General features: G+C 67.3%; 16 protein-coding genes. 12 read left to right on the top strand and 4 right to left on the bottom strand.

What is annotated here, in order from left to right:
- Positions 1-38: 38 nt before the first annotated feature.
- The 6 genes from V9K91_RS02385 (at position 39) to hemC (ending at position 6044) form a co-directional block, all read left to right on the top strand.
- Complete coding sequence (locus V9K91_RS02385; RefSeq protein WP_157771772.1) at positions 39-203, top strand: hypothetical protein; 165 nt, start codon at positions 39-41, stop codon at positions 201-203.
- A 400-nt stretch (positions 204-603) separates the two neighbouring features.
- The gene (gene mdoH, locus V9K91_RS02380; RefSeq protein WP_249833164.1) at positions 604-2508 is read left to right on the top strand and encodes a glucans biosynthesis glucosyltransferase MdoH; all 1905 of its coding nucleotides are present in this window, start codon (positions 604-606) and stop codon (positions 2506-2508) included.
- Between the two features lie 43 nt (positions 2509-2551).
- A complete protein-coding gene (locus tag V9K91_RS02375) occupies positions 2552-3226 on the top strand; it encodes an alpha/beta fold hydrolase (RefSeq protein ID WP_095363011.1) in 675 nt (224 codons plus the stop codon).
- A 3-nt stretch (positions 3227-3229) separates the two neighbouring features.
- Positions 3230-4276, top strand: coding sequence for a histidine kinase (locus V9K91_RS02370; protein WP_095363010.1), 1047 nt, complete (start codon positions 3230-3232; stop codon positions 4274-4276).
- A gap of 10 nt (positions 4277-4286) precedes the next feature.
- Entirely contained in the window at positions 4287-5015 is a 729-nt protein-coding gene (locus V9K91_RS02365; protein ID WP_068854116.1) for a LytTR family DNA-binding domain-containing protein, read from the top strand.
- Between the two features lie 117 nt (positions 5016-5132).
- Complete coding sequence (hemC, locus tag V9K91_RS02360; protein ID WP_095363009.1) at positions 5133-6044, top strand: hydroxymethylbilane synthase; 912 nt, start codon at positions 5133-5135, stop codon at positions 6042-6044.
- Between the two features lie 95 nt (positions 6045-6139).
- Here hemC and V9K91_RS02355 read toward each other — a convergent pair whose 3' ends face one another.
- Both V9K91_RS02355 and V9K91_RS02350 read right to left on the bottom strand, forming a co-directional pair.
- Positions 6140-6916, bottom strand: coding sequence for a DUF481 domain-containing protein (locus V9K91_RS02355; protein WP_068854114.1), 777 nt, complete (start codon positions 6914-6916; stop codon positions 6140-6142).
- Between the two features lie 116 nt (positions 6917-7032).
- Complete coding sequence (locus V9K91_RS02350) at positions 7033-7644, bottom strand: hypothetical protein (protein ID WP_249833163.1); 612 nt, start codon at positions 7642-7644, stop codon at positions 7033-7035.
- An 89-nt stretch (positions 7645-7733) separates the two neighbouring features.
- Here V9K91_RS02350 and V9K91_RS02345 point away from each other — a divergent pair, with 89 nt between their 5' ends.
- A complete protein-coding gene (locus V9K91_RS02345; protein WP_068854112.1) occupies positions 7734-8699 on the top strand; it encodes a YafY family protein in 966 nt (321 codons plus the stop codon).
- Positions 8700-8792: 93 nt separating this feature from the next.
- The gene (locus tag V9K91_RS02340) at positions 8793-9587 is read left to right on the top strand and encodes a MetQ/NlpA family ABC transporter substrate-binding protein (protein WP_068854111.1); all 795 of its coding nucleotides are present in this window, start codon (positions 8793-8795) and stop codon (positions 9585-9587) included.
- A 29-nt stretch (positions 9588-9616) separates the two neighbouring features.
- Here the strand turns inward: V9K91_RS02340 and glpK are convergent, their stop codons facing one another.
- Together glpK and V9K91_RS02330 are read right to left on the bottom strand one after the other, a co-directional pair.
- Entirely contained in the window at positions 9617-11119 is a 1503-nt protein-coding gene (gene glpK / locus V9K91_RS02335; protein WP_249833162.1) for a glycerol kinase GlpK, read from the bottom strand.
- A 224-nt stretch (positions 11120-11343) separates the two neighbouring features.
- Complete coding sequence (locus V9K91_RS02330; protein WP_068854109.1) at positions 11344-11973, bottom strand: OmpW family outer membrane protein; 630 nt, start codon at positions 11971-11973, stop codon at positions 11344-11346.
- Positions 11974-12165: 192 nt separating this feature from the next.
- Between V9K91_RS02330 and V9K91_RS02325 the strand changes: the two genes are divergently transcribed.
- The 4 genes from V9K91_RS02325 (at position 12166) to lpdA (ending at position 17070) form a co-directional block, all read left to right on the top strand.
- Entirely contained in the window at positions 12166-12690 is a 525-nt protein-coding gene (locus tag V9K91_RS02325; protein WP_095363006.1) for a DNA-deoxyinosine glycosylase, read from the top strand.
- A gap of 179 nt (positions 12691-12869) precedes the next feature.
- On the top strand, positions 12870-14597 hold the full coding sequence (gene aceF / locus V9K91_RS02320) for a dihydrolipoyllysine-residue acetyltransferase (protein ID WP_095363005.1): 1728 nt from the start codon (positions 12870-12872) through the stop codon (positions 14595-14597).
- Positions 14598-14623: 26 nt separating this feature from the next.
- Entirely contained in the window at positions 14624-15244 is a 621-nt protein-coding gene (locus V9K91_RS02315; protein WP_336442617.1) for a hypothetical protein, read from the top strand.
- 17 nt (positions 15245-15261) lie between these two features.
- Complete coding sequence (gene lpdA / locus V9K91_RS02310; protein WP_336442616.1) at positions 15262-17070, top strand: dihydrolipoyl dehydrogenase; 1809 nt, start codon at positions 15262-15264, stop codon at positions 17068-17070.
- Positions 17071-17185: the final 115 nt, after the last annotated feature.

Raw genomic sequence — 17185 nt, 5'->3', positions numbered from 1 at the left:
TGGAAGCGATCGAGAGTCAGACCATGTCGAGTGTTGTGATGTCCCCTGAGCGTCCTGAAGCCGGCCCGCGCATCCTGCCGTGCCCGGTTGCCACCCAGGCGCAGCATCTGCTGGCACAGCTGCAGTTTTCCCATGTCGGTTCGCGCGCGCTGGCGCGCCTGCCGGTGGAGAGCGATGTGGCCGTGGACGCCACCCCGGCCTGAAGCGGGTTCATGCCCCCCGGTTGAGCGCCGGTCTGCGCAGTTCCAAGCCGGGTGCGTCGGTCCCCGGCCTTCCTGCCCTGGCTCCCCTGAGGCGCCTTCTGCCAGGGGTTACCCTACGCCCTGAATAGGGAAAGTCTTACGGCACAAGGCCTGCGGCCGTTTGTCGCAACCAGCCCGCTTGAGGGCTTGCGCGGGTTTGCTGAATGGGGGGAAATACCCCGAAAGCCCCTTCGCGCGCGGCTTACATTTGGCCCCCTATGCTGGGCCGCATTTTTCGCCTCAGTGCCGTTGGAGAGTTCGTGGGTTCCGGTAGTCACAGACATCAGCAGGGCGCCGGCCACGGCCACGCCGCTGCAGGACAGGGCAGCACTGGCGGGAAGCGCACGCAGGGTAGCCGCGCATGAGTGTGCAGACCGTCAACGCCGTGATCGATGCCGGCCGCCCGGTGCTGCCCGTCGAAAGCCCGATGGGCATGCCCGAACAGACCTTTACCCAAGGCCGCCTGCTGACGCCGCGCCAGCGCACCGCGCCGCGCATGATCGCGCTGCGCCGCTTCTACATCTTCGGCGGCACGGCGGCCATGACCGTGGCCGCCACCCACATGATGTGGAAGGTGCTGGCTACCAATGGCATCACCGTATTGGAAGGCTGCCTGCTGGTGCTGTTCGTGGCGTTGTTCGCCTGGATCGCGCTGTCCTTCGCCGGTGCCCTGGCCGGGTTCCTCACCGCCGTGTTCGACCGTGGCTACAAGCTGGGCATCGACCCGGACCAGCCGCTGCCGCAGGTGCATACCCGCACCGCGCTGCTGATGCCGACCTACAACGAAGATCCGCGCCGCCTGCTGGCCGGCCTGCAGGCCATCTACGAATCGGTGGCCAGCACCGGGCAGCTGGAACAGTTCGACTTCTTCGTGCTCAGCGACACCCGGCGCGAGGACATCGGTGCGGCCGAAGAGCAGGCGTTCGCCGAGCTGTGCGACGCGGTCGGTGGGCATGAGCGCCTGTTCTACCGGCGCCGTGGCGATAACAGCGGGCGCAAGGCCGGCAACATCGCCGACTGGGTGCGCCGCTTCGGCGGCGGTTACCCGCAGATGCTGATCCTGGACGCAGACAGCCTGATGACCGGCGACACCATCGTGCGGCTGGTGGCGGGCATGGAGCACAACCCGGACGTGGGCCTGATCCAGACCCTGCCGGCGGTGATCGGTGGGCGTACCCTGTTCGCGCGCATGCAGCAGTTTGGCGGGCGCGTGTACGGCCCGGTGATCGGGCGCGGCGTGGCATGGTGGCACGGCGCGGAAAGCAATTACTGGGGCCATAACGCGGTGATCCGTACCGAGGCCTTTGCCGAGAACGCCGGCCTGCCGCCGTTGCCGGGCCGGCAGCCGTTTGGTGGCCACGTACTGAGCCACGATTTCGTCGAAGCGGCGTTGATGCGTCGCGGTGGCTGGGCCACCCATATGGTGCCCTACCTCAAGGGCAGCTATGAAGAAGGTCCGCCGACCCTGACCGACATGCTGGTACGCGACCGCCGCTGGTGCCAGGGCAACCTGCAGCACGCCAAGGTGGTGGGTTCGCGCGGCCTGCACTGGGTCAGCCGCATGCACATGATGATCGGCATCGGCCATTACTTCACCGCGCCGATGTGGGCGATGCTGATGCTGATCGGCATTGCCATCCCGCTGTTCCAGGGCGGTATCGATTTCAGCGAAGTGCTGCACATGTCGCCGGGCCTGTACTGGCGCCAGCAGGATGAAACCCAGGTGATCCGCATGTTCGCCATCACCATGGCGGTGCTGCTGTTGCCCAAGGTGCTGGGCTACATCGCGATGTTGATCGACCCGGCCGAACGCCGCGGTTGCGGCGGTGGCATCCGCGCATTCGTGTCGATGCTGCTGGAAACCGTGCTGGCCGCGCTGATGGCGCCGGTGGTGATGTACGTGCAGTCGCGCGGCGTGGCCGAAGTGCTGGCCGGCAAGGATTCGGGCTGGGATGCACAGCAGCGCGACGATGGCGGCATTTCCTGGCCGGCGCTGATCAAGGGCTACGGTGGCCTGAGCGTGTTCGGGCTGTTCATGGGCGTGCTGGCCTATGCGGTGTCGCCGGCGCTGGCCGCCTGGATGGCGCCGGTGGTGGTGGGCATGGTGCTGGCCATTCCGGTGGTCGCGTTGACTTCCGGGCGCCGCGCCGGCGACCTGCTGCACCGCCTGCGCCTGATGGAAATCCCGGAAGAGACCACCCCGCCGACCATCCTGCAGCGCGCCGCCGAACTGCGCCGTGCTGCTGCCCAACGCGCCGGCCACTGACATCTGGCCCCATAATGCGGCCAGAACGTACTGGAGCCGCACGATGTCGCAAGCGCTGGAAACCGTAGTCAACGAAACCGCCGCCAACCCGCAATGGTCCGTGCTCTGGCTGCACGGCCTGGGCGCGGATGGCCATGATTTCGCCCCGATCGTGCCCGAGCTGCTGCGTCCGCACTGGCCGGCGATCCGCTTCGTGTTTCCGCATGCCCCGATGCAGCCGATCACCATCAACAACGGCGTGCCCATGCGCGCCTGGTATGACATCGTCAGCATGGACTTCCGCTCGCGTGCCGATGCTTCCGGTGTGGATGCCTCGGTACGCGCGCTGGATGCCCTGATCGATGCGGAGGTCGCGCGCGGCATTCCGGTCGAGCGCATCCTGCTCGCCGGCTTCTCGCAGGGCGGGGCGATCATCCTCAGCGCTGCATTGCGCTCACCCCGGCCCATCGCCGGTCTGATCGCGCTGTCCACCTACCTGCCGGATCCGGAAACGGCCATCAAGGCCGCCATTGCCGATGGCGCGCGGCCGCCGGTGTTCATGGCCCATGGCGCGCAGGATCCGGTGATCCCGCAGGTGATCGCTGCCGACACCGCCCAGCGGCTCACGACAGCCGGCTTCCCGCTGGAGTGGCATTCCTATTCCATGGCCCACCAGGTCTGCGCAGAAGAACTGCAGGCGCTGAGCGACTGGCTGGACGCACGCTTCGCCGCCGCCTGAGCCATGAACGACCCGCGCCAGCAGCTGTGGTTGCCCGAGCTGTGCCGCCTGCCGCGGCTGGGCGCGATGCTCGGCCTGGCAGAGCTGGTGGTGGTGGTGGTGGCGCTGGCGCCCGACGGCAGCCGGCAATGGAGCGTGGCGGATTTCCTGTCGGCCAGCGGCCTGGCGTTGTGGCTGGCATTGGCGGTCACGGTGAGTCTGTGCGCGGCGCGGACGACCTTGTCGCGGCTCCCGGAAGCGTTGGGTTCGGCGGTGGCAGTGGCCATGGCCGCCCTGATCGCTGCTGCCTGCACGGGCATCGTGCACGCGCTGTATGCAGTGCTGGATGCGCGCGGTTTCGCCGGGGATGTCGGCTTCTGGCGGTTCACCCTGGGCTGCGCCACGGTCACCGCGCTGATCGTGGCACTGGCGTTGCGCTACTTCTACGTCAGCGATCGCTGGAGTGCGCAGACCGTGGCCAACGCACGCGCGCAGGCCGATGCGCTGCAGGCGCGGATCCGCCCGCATTTCCTGTTCAACAGCATGAATCTCATCGCCAGCCTGGTGCGGCGTGATCCGGAAGTGGCCGAGCGCGCGGTGCTGGATCTGTCCGATCTGTTCCGTGCCGCGCTGGGGGCGGGCGAGGGCGATTCCACCCTGCAGGCCGAGTGCGAACTGGCCGAAGCCTACCTGTCGATCGAGTCGCTGCGGCTGGGGGAACGCCTGCAGGTGGAATGGCAACGCGCAGACGGCTTGCCCTGGACCCTGCCGATGCCGCGCCTGGTGCTGCAGCCGCTGGTGGAAAATGCGGTGCTGCATGGCATCTCGCGGCTGCCGGCTGGCGGCACCATCGTCATTGCGCTGTCCTTCGAAGGGGCGCAGCTGCACATCCGCATCCAGAACCCCGCGCCCGATCCGGACGTGCGTGCGCTGCCGCTGATGCAGGGCGCCGGGCATGCGCAGCGCAACATCGCGCACCGCCTGGCCTGGCGGTTCGGCCCGGCTGCACGGATGACGGGGGCATGGAACGACGGCTACTATGCCTGCGACATCTTCGTGCCTGTTCAGTGAGGAAGCCTGCTTGAGAGTTGTCATCGCCGACGACGAGCCGCTCGCCCGCGAGCGCCTGCGCAGCCTGCTGGCCGAACAGCCCGGGGTCGAGGTGGTGGCCGAAGCCGAGAATGGCGAGCAGGCGCTGCATGCCTGCGCGGAGTTGCAGCCGGACCTGGTGCTGCTGGATATCGCCATGCCCGGGCTGGACGGCCTGGAGGCCGCCCGTCACCTGGCCACGTTCGATCCGCGCCCGGCGGTGGTGTTCTGCACCGCCTACGATGCGCACGCGCTGTCCGCATTCGAAGCGGCGGCCATCGATTACCTGATGAAGCCGGTACGCAGCGAACGACTGGTTGCCGCGCTGGAACGCGCACGGACGTTCCTGGCCGGCCGCAACGGGCAGCCCAGCGCGCCCAGCCAGCAGGCACGCACGCTGTTGTGCGCGCGCCTGCGCGGCAGCCTGCGGCTGATCCCGATCGACGACATCCACTACATGCAGGCCGAGGAAAAGTACGTGGTGGTGCACCATGCGCGCGGCGAGGACCTCATCGAGGAGTCGCTCAAGTCGCTGGAAGAGGAATTTGCCAGCCGTTTCGTGCGCATCCACCGCAACTGCCTGGTGGCCCGCCACGAACTGGTGGAGCTGCGACGAAATGGCGCAGGCCAGGTCCAGGCCGTGCTGCGCCATGGCAAGGCCCCGCTGGAGGTCAGCCGGCGCTGCGTGGCGAGCCTCAAACAGGATCTGAAGCACCTGTAACGCGGTCACGACCAACGGTCGTGACCTACCGGTTGGCAATGCACCGGCGAACGGGCGCGACACCGCGGTAGGTATCGACCGTTGGTCGATACGCCTTCCGGCGGCGATAATGGGCACATGACCACCCTGCGCATCGCCACCCGAAAGAGCCCGCTTGCCCTGTGGCAGAGCGAACACGTTGCCGACCGCCTGCGCCAGGCCCACCCCGGGCTGGACGTGGTGCTGGTGCCGATGAGCACCCGCGGCGACGAGGTGCTGGACCGCTCGCTGGCCGCGATCGGCGGCAAGGGCCTGTTCCTGAAGGAGCTGGAGCTGGCCATGCTGCGGGGCGATGCGGACTGCGCCGTGCACTCGCTCAAGGACGTGCCGATGGAACTGGACGTACCGTTCGCGCTGCCGGCCATGCTGACCCGGCACGACCCGGCCGACGGGTTCATTTCCAACTTGTACGCCTCGGTGGACGCGCTGCCGATAGGCGCGCGCGTGGGCACCTCCTCGCTGCGCCGCCAGGCCCAGCTGCGCGCGCTGCGCCCGGACCTGGAACTGCTGGACCTGCGCGGCAACGTCAACACGCGCCTGGCCAAGCTCGACAACGGCGGCTACGACGCCATCGTGCTGGCCGTGGCGGGCCTGGAACGGCTGGGGCTGGGCGGGCGCATCGTGGCGCGGCTCGCTGCACCGGACTGGTTGCCGGCGCCGGCGCAGGGCGCGGTCACGGTGGAATGCAACGGCGACGATGCGCGGGTGATGTCACTGTTCGCCGCGCTCGACGATGCACGTACGCGCGCCTGCGTGGAAGCCGAGCGCGCCATGAACCGCGCGCTGCACGGCAGCTGCCACGTGCCGGTGGCCGGCTACGCGCAGTGGGAGGGCGACGATCTGTTCCTGCAGGGCCTGGTCGGCGGCGTGGCCGACGGGCGGCTGATCCGCGCCGAAGCGCGGGGCCCGGGCAGTGACCCTGATGCGCTCGGAAAAGCGGTGGCCCAGGGCCTGCTGGACGGCGGTGCCGGCGAGTTGATCGCCGTCTGAGGCTGCGCGCGGTGTCCGGCCAACGGCCGGACCTACGAATTGCTACGGGCCCATTGGGATCGGGATGAACCAACCGCGGATCCCGGTTGTCCCCATTACTTGAATTTGTAGACCACGTTCATCGTGGTCAGGGTGTCGGTCTTGCGCTTGTCTTCGGCTACGTCGCTGTTGTAACGCGCCTGCCAGGCCGCCTTCAGGGCCAGATGCTCGTTCATGCTCACCGACACGCCGAAATCGTTCTGGCCGAAGGTGTTGTACGAGCCCGATTCCACCAGCAGGGTGTTGATCAGGTCGGTATTGGGGGTCAGCGAATACTTCACGTCGAACAGCCCGCGGCCGATCAGCCCGGTACGGGTCTCGTCGTCTTCGGTGTTGTGCGTGCGGCGCACACCGGGGCCGATCTGCGCATCCATGTAGAAACGGTCGCCTTCCACCAGCCGGGTGCCGTAGCCCAGACCGAACGAACTCTGGCGGTCGTAGGTAGCGAAATCGTCGCGCTCATAACGCACCGTGGCGGTGATCTGGCGGTGCTCGCCCAGCTGCAGCGCGCTGCCGGCGCTGCCGGTGTAGCGGTTGGCGGTGGTGTTGCTGCGCTTGGTGACGGTGCCATCGTCGGCGGTTTCGGTGTATTCCGAACGCGAGCGCAGGCCGAAAAGGTCCATGCTGTGCACCCAGTCGTCATCGGTATAGCGCAGGCGCAGGCGGCCGTTGGCGCTTTCGGTGTTGCTGTTGCCCCGTGCGGAGGCAAACCCGAGTTCGCCGCCGCTGCCGCTCCACGGCGAGGTCATCGCGGCCAGGTCGGTGGTGTCCTGGGCAAAGGCGGCCGGGGCACTGAGCAGCAGGGAAGCAAGCAACGTCACGCGCAGGGACATCAACGATTCTCCGGATCAACAGGGGGGAGGAGCAACGCGTGATGATACTGGATGCCTTCACGCCGTTTTTCCTTTTCCCGCCCGTGCTTTAGGAGAGGTTTGGACTTGTCGCCTGTTCAGGGCACTGCGATCTGCAGTGTGGGATCGTCGAAACGGCTGTAATCCACCGTGACCTTGAAGGCTTTGCCCTGGGTCTGGCCCTGGCGTTCGATCCGCACCGGAAGGCCGGCAGCGTTGATCCAGTACAGCATGCCGTCAGGTGCGGCGCTGGCGTGGCGCACGCGGTAGCGGCGGGCGGGCTGCCCATCCACGCGTTCCTCGCCCAGCGCTTCAACCTGCAGTTCGGCGGCGGTGGCGTCAGCCGGCAACGGGCTGCGCCATTGCGCCAGCAGGCCCGGCGGCACCGGCACCTGGCGGACTTCGCCGGCGCGCTGCAGGAAGAACGTGTCGCCGATGATGGTCTGCACGCCCTCGTCGGTCTGCAGGCGGTAGCGGTCCGGCGCCACGAATTCCATGCGGGCGTCCAGCGTGCGCGGCCCCTGCATGTGCAGGCTGGCGTGGAAGCTGCGCAGCTGCCCGAAGCGCTGGCTGGCGGCCAGCACCGCCTGTGCGGGATCGCTGGCGACCGGTACCGGCGGCGTGGCGGCTGCATGAGCGGCGGGCGCAGGTGCCTGCCCGCAGGCAGACAGCAGCAGGGACAGCACGGCAACGGCAGGCAGCAGGCGCATGGCGGGGTTCGGGCGGGCAGGGGGCCCCACGATAGCCGAAGTTCGGATCCGGGCCGCCACAACGGCGGCGACTCGGACATAATCGGGTCATGGACCGATATGAACGCATCAACGCCCTGCATCGTCTGCTGAAGTCCGCCCGCTATCCGGTCACGGTGGCGACCCTGCAGGAAAAACTGGCGTGTTCGCGCGCCACCGTCTATCGCGACCTGGCCTTCCTGCGCGATGCGCTGATGGCGCCGGTCGAGGGCGATGGCGAGGCCGGCTTCCGCTACCAGGACAACGAGAGCGAGCGGTTCGAGCTGCCCGGGCTGTGGCTCAGCTCCGAAGAACTGCACGCCCTGCTGGCCTCCCAGCACCTGCTGGCGCGTACCGGCGGTGGCGTGTTGTCGTCGGTGCTGGCGCCGCTGCAGCAGCGCATCGAAGGGTTGCTGGCCGCGCAGGCCGGCGTGTCGACCTGGCCGGTGGACCGGGTGCGGGTCATTCCGCACCGCGGCCGCAAGTTCGATGAAGCCAGCTTCCGCGCCGTGGCCTCGGCCGTGCTCGAGCGCAGGCAGCTGGCGTTCGAGTACCGGGCCCGTTCCACCGACGAGGCGACCAAGCGCACTGTGTCGCCGCAGCGCATGACCCACTATCGCGACAACTGGTACCTGGACGCCTGGGACCACGGCCGCGAGGGCTTGCGCAGCTTCGCCGTGGACCGCATCTACAAGGCTCGCGTGGTCGACACGGTTGCGCGCGACGTGGACGACACCGAGCTGGACGAGCAGTTGGGTGCCAGCTACGGCATCTTCTCCGGCCCGCCCAAGGGCTGGGCCACCATCGTCTTCAGTGCCAAGGCCGCGCGCTGGGTGGCCGACGAGCATTGGCATTCCAAGCAGCAGGGCCGGTTCCTGGCCGACGGCCGCTACGAGCTCAAGGTGCCCTACAGCGTTTCGCGTGAGCTGCTGATGGACGTGCTGCACTACGGTTCGGACGCGGAAATCATCGAGCCGACCGTGCTGCGCGAGCAGGCCAAGGCGCTGCTGATGATGGCGCTGAGCAATTACGAATAACGGTCATGCCCCCCGGTCATATGGCCGGGATACCCGGCTGGCCGGGGCTTGCGGTATGGTTGGCTGCTACGCAGCCCCCCGGATTCCGTCCCCATGAAAAAGACCCTGTTGCTCCCGTTGCTGGCCGCCACGCTGGCCCTGGCCGCCTGCGGCAAGCCCGCCGCCGATTCCAGCAAGCTGGTCGTTGCGGCCACTGCGGTGCCGCACGCCGAGATCCTGGCGGTGGTCAAGCCGATCCTGCAGAAGGAAGGCCTGGAGCTGGACGTAAAGGTCTTCAACGACTACGTGCAGCCCAACGACCAGCTGGTGCAGAAGCAGGTGGACGTGAACTACTTCCAGACCGAACCCTACCTGGACGCCTACAACCGCGACCGCAAGACCGACCTGACCAAGGTGATCGGCGTGCACATCGAGCCGTTCGGCGCCTACTCGCGCCGCTTCAAGTCGCTGGCCGATCTGCCGGTGGGGGCCGACGTGGTGATTCCCAACGACCCGAGCAACAACAGCCGTGCGCTGATCCTGCTGCACAAGGCCGGCGTGATCACGCTCAAGGACCCGACCAACGCACTGGCCACCCAGCGCGACATCATTGCCAACCCGAAGCAGCTCAAGTTCCGCGAACTGGATTCGGCGATGCTGCCGCGTGTGCTCGACCAGGTGGACCTGGCCCTGATCAACACCAACTACGCGCTGGATGCGGGCCTCAACCCGACCCAGGACGCGCTCGCGATTGAAAGCAAGGATTCGCCGTACGTGAACTTCCTGGTCGCCCGCCCGGACAACAAGGACGACCCGCGCGTGCAGCAGCTGGCCAAGGCGCTGACCAGCCCGGAAGTAAAGGCCTTCATCGCCGAGAAATACAAAGGCGCGGTGCTGCCGGCGTTCTGATCGGGGAAGAGCCGACCAACGGTCGGCTCCTACCGCGGGGGGCGGAACCCCATCGTCGCTTCCACTGCCTGGAGCCACCCGGCATACAGCGCTTCACGCCGGTCAACCGCCATCTGCGGCACGAACCGGCGATCCACCGCCCACTGCTCGGCAATCTCGGCGCGGCTGCTCCAGAACCCGGTCGCCAGGCCGGCCAGGTAGGCCGCGCCCAGCGCGGTTGTCTCGGCCACCTGCGGGCGCAGCACGGGCACGCCCAGCAGGTCGCTCTGGAACTGCGCCATGAAGTCATTGGCGATCGCGCCCCCATCGGCGCGCAGTTCCTTCAGTTCAATGCCCGCATCGGCCTGCATCGCGGCCAGCACGTCGCGGGTCTGGTACGCCATCGATTCCACCGCCGCGCGGATGAAGTGTTCCTTGGTGGTGCCCCGGCTCAGGCCGAACACCGCCCCGCGCACATCGCTGCGCCAGTACGGCGCGCCCAGGCCGACGAAGGCCGGCACCATGTACACCCCGCCGTTGTCGGCCGCGCGTTCGGCATAGGCCTGGCAGTCGCTGGACTTGCCGAACATGCGCAGCCCGTCGCGCAGCCACTGCACCACCGAGCCGGCCACGAAGATCGATCCTTCCAGGGCGTACTCCACCTGCCCATCGATGCCCCAGGCCAGCGTGGTGAGCAGGCCGTTGCTGGAGGCCACCGCGCGGGTGCCGGTATGCATCAGCATGAAACAGCCGGTGCCATAGGTGTTTTTGACCATGCCTGGTTCGAAACAGGCCTGGCCGAACAGCGCGGCCTGCTGGTCGCCCGCGATGCCGGCGATCGGAATGTGCTGGTCGAAGAAGAACTGCGAACGGGTGGTGCCATACACCTCGCTGGAGCTGCGCACCTCGGGCAGCATCGCGCGCGGGATGTCCAGCAGCGCCAGCAACCCATCATCCCAGGCCAGGGTATGGATGTTGAACAGCAGCGTGCGGGCCGCGTTGCTGTAGTCGGTGACGTGCACCGCGCCGCCGGTGAGGTTCCACACCAGCCAGCTGTCGATGGTGCCGAACAGCAGCTCGCCGCGCTCGGCGCGGGCCTGCGCGCCTTCCACGTGGTCAAGGATCCAGCGGATCTTGGTGGCCGAAAAGTAGGCATCCACCAGCAGCCCGGTGCGCTCGCGGATCAGCGGCTCGTGCCCCTCGGCCTTGAGTCGCTCGCAGATGTCGTTGCTCTGTCGGGACTGCCAGACGATCGCATTGTGGATGGGCTGGCCGGTGGCCTTGTCCCAGACCACCGTTGTTTCGCGCTGGTTGGTGATGCCGATCGCCGCGATCTGGCGCGGGTCGACCTGCTCGCGGTTGAGCAGTTCGGTCAGGGTGGTGTAGACGCTGGTCAGGATCTCGCGCGGATCGTGTTCAACCCATCCGGGTTGCGGGAAGATCTGCCCGAACTCGCGCTGCGCCACCCCGGCGACGTGCCCGGCGCGGTCGAACAGCATTGCGCGCGAGCTGGTGGTGCCCTGGTCGATGGCGAGTACGTAGCGTTTGTCCATGGGGGATCCTGGGGTACGGCCGGCACGATGCACTGGCGATGGTAACGCTACGCGATTGCCGCCATGGCAGATCGTACAGCTCGACGGCCCATTCCCGCGATCAAGGTAGTCCACTTCACGCGCATACAGCCCCGCGCCGAAATGCGACCGGTAAAAAGGACAATGCCAGAAACGACAACGGGCCCGCGAGGGGCCCGTTGCATTGCTACGTGTAGCGGAAGCGCTTAGAAGCGCGCGCCGATACCGAAGCCCACCGTCCACGGATCCAGCTTGGCTTCGTCGCCCGTGCTGCGGCCGTTGACGGTCAGGTCCGGGCGCGAATGCATGTAGCGGGCATCGGCGCGGGCGAACCAGGTGCTGTTGATGTTCATGTCCACGCCGACGGTGCCGATGGCGCCCTTGGCGGTTTCCAGCCCGATATGGCCGACGTCGCTGGCCAGCTTCTCGTTGCTGAAGTTCGACTCGTAGTAGCCCACGCCCACGAACGGGCGGAACACGTTGTCGGCCTGGCCGAAGTGGTACTGGCCGCTCAGCGCGATCGGCTGCTGCTCAACCGTGCCCAGCTGGCCATTGGCGCCGCGCACGCGGTGGTCGAACTTGTCAGCTGCGCCCCACAGTTCCACGGCCCAGTTGTCGTTGATGTAGTAGCTGAAGCTCAGCGTCGGCGCCGGGCCGCCATCGACCTTGTCGATGCCTTCCAGCGGATCATTCTTCGGCTGCAGCAGTGCAACGCCGCCGACAACGGCGAAATGCTTGCCCGACGCGGTGTCGGTGGTGCTGTCCTGCGCGAAGGCGGCAGGTGCGAAGGCAAGGGCAGTCAGGGTAGCCAGGGTCAGGGTGCGGATGGAGCGCATGGGGGAATCTCCTCAGGTATTTTTTTGTTCTTGGGCCCCCGTTGCATCGGGGCGAGGCAAACGTAGTCCCCGCAACATGAATCGAATCCGACGCACGTTAAAATTTAGTTTGTTCTGTTCAGCCAGCAGCGCGAAATCGTTGCGCTGGCGCGCGATCATGCAATGCGCGACATTCATGCATCTGGAGACACTGTGACGAATCCAACGCTGTGCATCGGCCTGCCTGCGCAGGTTTCGGCAGGTTGCCGCGTGCTGGTGCTGGGATCGATGCCGGGCGTGGCATCGCTGCATGCAGCGAAGTATTACGCGCATCCGCGCAACCGATTCTGGCCGTTGATGTCGGCGCTGACCGGGATCAACGCGGGTCTTGCCTACGTTGATCGCCTGCAGGCGTTGCAATTGGCGGGCGTAGGGCTGTGGGATGTGATCGGGCAGTGCGAGCGGCGTGGCAGCCTGGACGCGGCGATCGTGCGCGGCAGCGAAGTGCCCAACGCCGTGGCCGATCTGGTTGGCCAATTGCCGGTCCTCGCGGCGGTCGCCTGCAATGGCGCCACTGCACACGCGGCCTTCGTGCGTTACATCCTGCCGGTGCTGGGCGACCGTGCGGCGTCCCTGGCGGTGTGGTCGCTGCCCTCGACCAGTCCGGCGAATGCGGCATGGCCGCTGCCGCGCCTGCAGGTGGCGTGGCAGCCCGTCGCCGATGTCCTGGCCGGCTGAGCCGGACCGTAGCGGGACAATACGGTACCGACTGGAACACCGGCCGCAGCAGCGCCCATCCCTGCTGCAACACGCTGTCCCGGGACAGAGCGGGTGAAAATTGCCCAAGCTGGTTGGCGCTGACGCCTCATGCCCCCACAATAGGCGATTCCCTACACCAGATTGCCGGAGTTATCCCCATGGCCGAAATCAAGGAAGCACTTGTCCCCGATATCGGTGACTACAGCGATATCCCGGTAATCGAGGTGCTTGTCGCCGTTGGTGACACCGTCAAGAAGGACCAGGGGCTGGTCACGCTCGAGTCGGACAAGGCCACGATGGAAGTGCCGTCCTCGGTCGCCGGCGTGGTCAAGGAAATCAAGGTCAAGGTCGGCGACAACCTGTCCGAGGGCAAGGTCGTGGCCCTGATCGAAGTGGCTGACGCAGCCGCAGCGCCTGCCCCGGCGGCTGCGCCGGCACCCGCTGCCGCCCCGGCCAAGGCTGCTGCTGCTGCCGCCCCGGCCCCGGCCACCCAGAGCGCGCCCGCCGCTGCACCGGCTGCTGCCGGCGGTGGCCCGGTGGAAGCGCTGGTGCCGGACATCGGCGATTACACCGATATCCCGGTGATCGAAGTGCTGGTCGCCGTCGGCGATACCGTCAAGAAAGACCAGGGCCTGGTCACGCTCGAGTCGGACAAGGCCACGATGGAAGTGCCGTCGTCGGTTGCCGGCGTGGTCAAGGAAATCAAGGTCAAGGTCGGCGACACCCTGTCGCAGGGCAAGGTTGTCGCCATCATCGAAGCCGAGGGCGCCGCCGCCCCGGCGCCGAGCCAGGCCGCCGCTGCCGCCGCCCCGGCCGCTGCCGAAACCGGCACCAAGGTGGAACCGGTCGCCGTGCCGGCCCAGCCGGACAAGCTGGCGGCGCGCGAAATCGCCAGCGCCCCCTCGGCCGGTGCCCCGAGCAGCCCGCCGGTGCAGTTCAACGCCGACAGCGTGCTGCCGTCCAAGGTGCCCTATGCCACCCCGGCGGTGCGCGTGTTCGCCCGCGAGCTGGGCGTGGACCTCAACCAGCTGACCGGCACCGAAAAGGGCGGCCGCATCACCAAGGCCGACGTGCAGAAGTTCGTCAAGTCGGCGCTGACCGGCGGTGGCGCCGCCGTTGCCGGTGGCACGGTCGCTGCGGGTGGTGGGCTCAACCTGCTGCCGTGGCCCAAGGTCGATTTCAGCAAGTTCGGTGAAGTCGAGACCCAGCCGCTGTCGCGCATCAAGAAGATCTCCGGCGCCAACCTGGCGCGCAACTGGGCCATGATCCCGCACGTCACCCAGTTCGAGCAGGCCGACATCACCGACCTGGAAGGCCTGCGCGTGGCGCTGAACAAGGAAAACGAGAAGGCCGGCATCAAGCTGACCATGCTCGCCTTCCTGATCAAGGCCAGCGCCGCGGCGCTGAAGCAGTTCCCGGAATTCAACGCATCGCTGGATGCGGCCGGTGAAAACCTGACGCTGAAGAAGTACTTCAACATCGGCTTCGCTGCTGACACCCCGAACGGCCTGGTCGTTCCGGTGATCCGCGACGTGGACAAGAAGGGCGTGGTGCAGATCGCCCAGGAAACCGGCGAGCTGGCCAAAAAGGCGCGCGACGGCAAGCTGGGCCCGGCCGACATGAGTGGCGGCTGCTTCTCGATCAGCTCGCTGGGCGGCATCGGCGGCACCGCCTTCACCCCGATCGTCAATGCACCGGAAGTCGCCATCCTGGGCGTGTCCAAGTCCTCGATCCAGCCGGTCTGGAACGGCAAGGAATTCGCTCCGAAGCTGATGCTGCCGCTGTCGCTGAGCTACGACCACCGTGTCATCGACGGTGCGCTGGCCGCGCGCTTCACCACGTACCTGTCGCAGGTGCTGGCCGACATGCGGCGCGTGCTGCTGTGAGGCAGCGCCTGGCGGGCGTTGCGGTGATGTTGGCCGCCCTGGTTGTTGCGCCCGGCGCGTCCGCCGCGTGCACGACCGATATCGGCCGCGGCTGGCCGCCGGCGGTGGGCAACTACGGCCAGGCCGTGGAAACCCTGTTCAACGGCAAGGCACAGCTCGCGCTGGCGCTGACCATCCTGCCCAAGGGCGGGGTGGAAGCCGGCGTGGCGCTGCTGCCCGGCAGCCAGGACCAGGCGTGGACCCTGCGCTACAGCGAGGCCGACAAGCGCGTGTACAACTGGAACAACAGTGCACGCGGTGGTGGCGTGGAGCTGCGCGTGGACCAGGAACCGGACCAGTACCAGGTCGCCATCCCCGCCGCGCTGGCCCAGCGCCTGGTGCGCAGCTGGCAGGCCGCGCTGGATTCGGGTGTGCCGGCAGGGCGCAAGGCGCCGGTGACCGACGGTGAGGTGCTGTCCTTCCAGGTGGCTGGCGAGCGCTACAGCGGCCCGCGCTGGGAGTGCGGCGCCGGCAAACTGATGATGAAACAGGTGGCGCTGCTGATCGAAGCCAGCGACACCAAGGAAAAGAAGCTCGACCGTCGCTGGCAGGATCTGGACGAGTCGCTCGACGAACTGCAGCAACTGCTCGCCGGCAACGCCGGCTGAGACCCAGGAGAAGACGAATGGCCGCTATTGAAATCAAGGTTCCCGACATCGGCGATTACAGCGCGGTGCCGGTGATCGAACTGCTGGTCGCCGTGGGCGACACGGTGAAGAAGGACCAGGGCCTGGTCACGCTGGAATCGGACAAGGCCACCCTGGAAGTGCCGTCTTCGGCTGCCGGCGTGGTCAAGGAAATCAAGGTCAAGCTCGGCGATACGCTGTCCGAGGGCGATGTGGTGGTGGTGCTGGACGCCGAAGGCGCCGCTGCCGCCCCGGCCGCGCCTGCGGCGGAAGCGCCCAAGGCAGCCGCCCCGGCCAGCAAGCCGCCGGTGACCCCGTCGCACCGCGCCCCGGCCGAACCGGCCGCGCCGCAGCCGGCGCTGTCGTCGGGCAAGCCGGCCGACATCGAATGCCAGATGGTGGTGCTGGGGGCGGGCCCGGGCGGTTACACCGCTGCGTTCCGCTCGGCCGACCTGGGCGTGGACACCGTGCTGATCGAACGCTATGCCAGCTTGGGCGGAGTGTGTCTCAACGTGGGCTGCATTCCGTCCAAGGCGCTGCTGCATGCGGCCGCGGTGATCGACGAAGTGGCCCACGCGGGCGATTTCGGCGTGGAATTCAGCGCACCGAAGATCACGCTGGACAAGCTGCGCGGCTACAAGGAAAAGGTGGTCACCCAGCTGACCAAGGGCCTGTCGGGCATGGCCAAGCAGCGCAAGGTGCGCACCGTGCAGGGCGTGGCCACGTTCGTCTCGGCCAATGAGCTGGAGATCGTCGGCGACGACGGCAAGACCCAGCTGCTGCGCTTCCAGCAGTGCATCATCGCCGCCGGTTCGCAGGCGGTGAAGCTGCCGAACTTCCCGTGGGACGACCCGCGCGTGATGGATTCCACCGACGCACTGGAACTGGCGGACATTCCCGGCTCGCTGCTGGTGGTGGGTGGCGGCATCATCGGCCTGGAAATGGCGACCGTGTACGCGGCGCTGGGCAGCAAGGTGACCGTGGTGGAATTCATGGACCAGCTGATGCCCGGTGCCGACAAGGACCTGGTCAAGCCGTTGGCCGACCGCCTGAAGAAGCAGGGCGTCGAGGTCCATCTCAAGACCAAGGCCTCCGGCGTGACCGCGGACAAGAAGGGCATCACCGTGACCTTCGACGCCGCTGCCGAAGGCGAGAAGCCGGGCCTGGAGCAGGGCACCTTCGACCGTGTGCTGGTGGCCGTGGGCCGTTCGCCGAACGGGAAGAAGATCGGCGCGGAGAAGGCCGGGGTGGGCGTCACCGAGCGTGGCTTCATTCTGGTGGACCGCCAGATGCGCACCAACGTGCCGCACATCTTTGCCATCGGCGATATCGTCGGCAACCCGATGCTGGCCCACAAGGCCACGCACGAGGGCAAGCTGGCCGCTGAAGTGGCCTCGGGCGAGAAAAAGGAGTGGGTGGCGCGGGTGATTCCGTCGGTGGCCTACACCAACCCGGAAATCGCCTGGGTCGGCGTGACCGAAACCGAAGCCAAGGCGCAGGGCCTGAAGGTCGGCGTGGCCAAGTTCCCGTGGGCCGCCAGCGGCCGCGCGATCGGCATCGGCCGCACCGAAGGCTTCACCAAGCTGATCTTCGACGAGGACACCCACCGCATCATCGGCGGCGCGATCGTCGGCGTGCACGCCGGTGACCTGCTGGCCGAAATCGGCCTGGCCATCGAGATGGGCGCCGAAGCCGAAGACATCGGCCACACCATCCACGCCCACCCGACGCTGAGCGAATCGGTGGCGATGGCCGCGGAAATCTACGACGGCACCATCACCGATCTGTACATCCCGAAAAAGAAATAAAAGGAACCCGGCGAAAGCCGGGTTTCTTTTATTTCGGTAGCTCACGACCGTTGGTCGTGAGACCGGTTCAAACAAAAAACCCGGCTTTCGCCGGGTTTTTCGTGCGGTAACACAC

The sequence above is a fragment of the Stenotrophomonas sp. CCNWLW57 genome, from assembly GCF_037203925.1.
In the GTDB taxonomy this organism is placed as follows: Bacteria; Pseudomonadota; Gammaproteobacteria; order Xanthomonadales; family Xanthomonadaceae; genus Stenotrophomonas; species Stenotrophomonas rhizophila_A.
The sequence above is the reverse complement of the archived record's forward strand: the minus strand, read 5'-3'. Positions and strand labels throughout refer to the sequence as shown.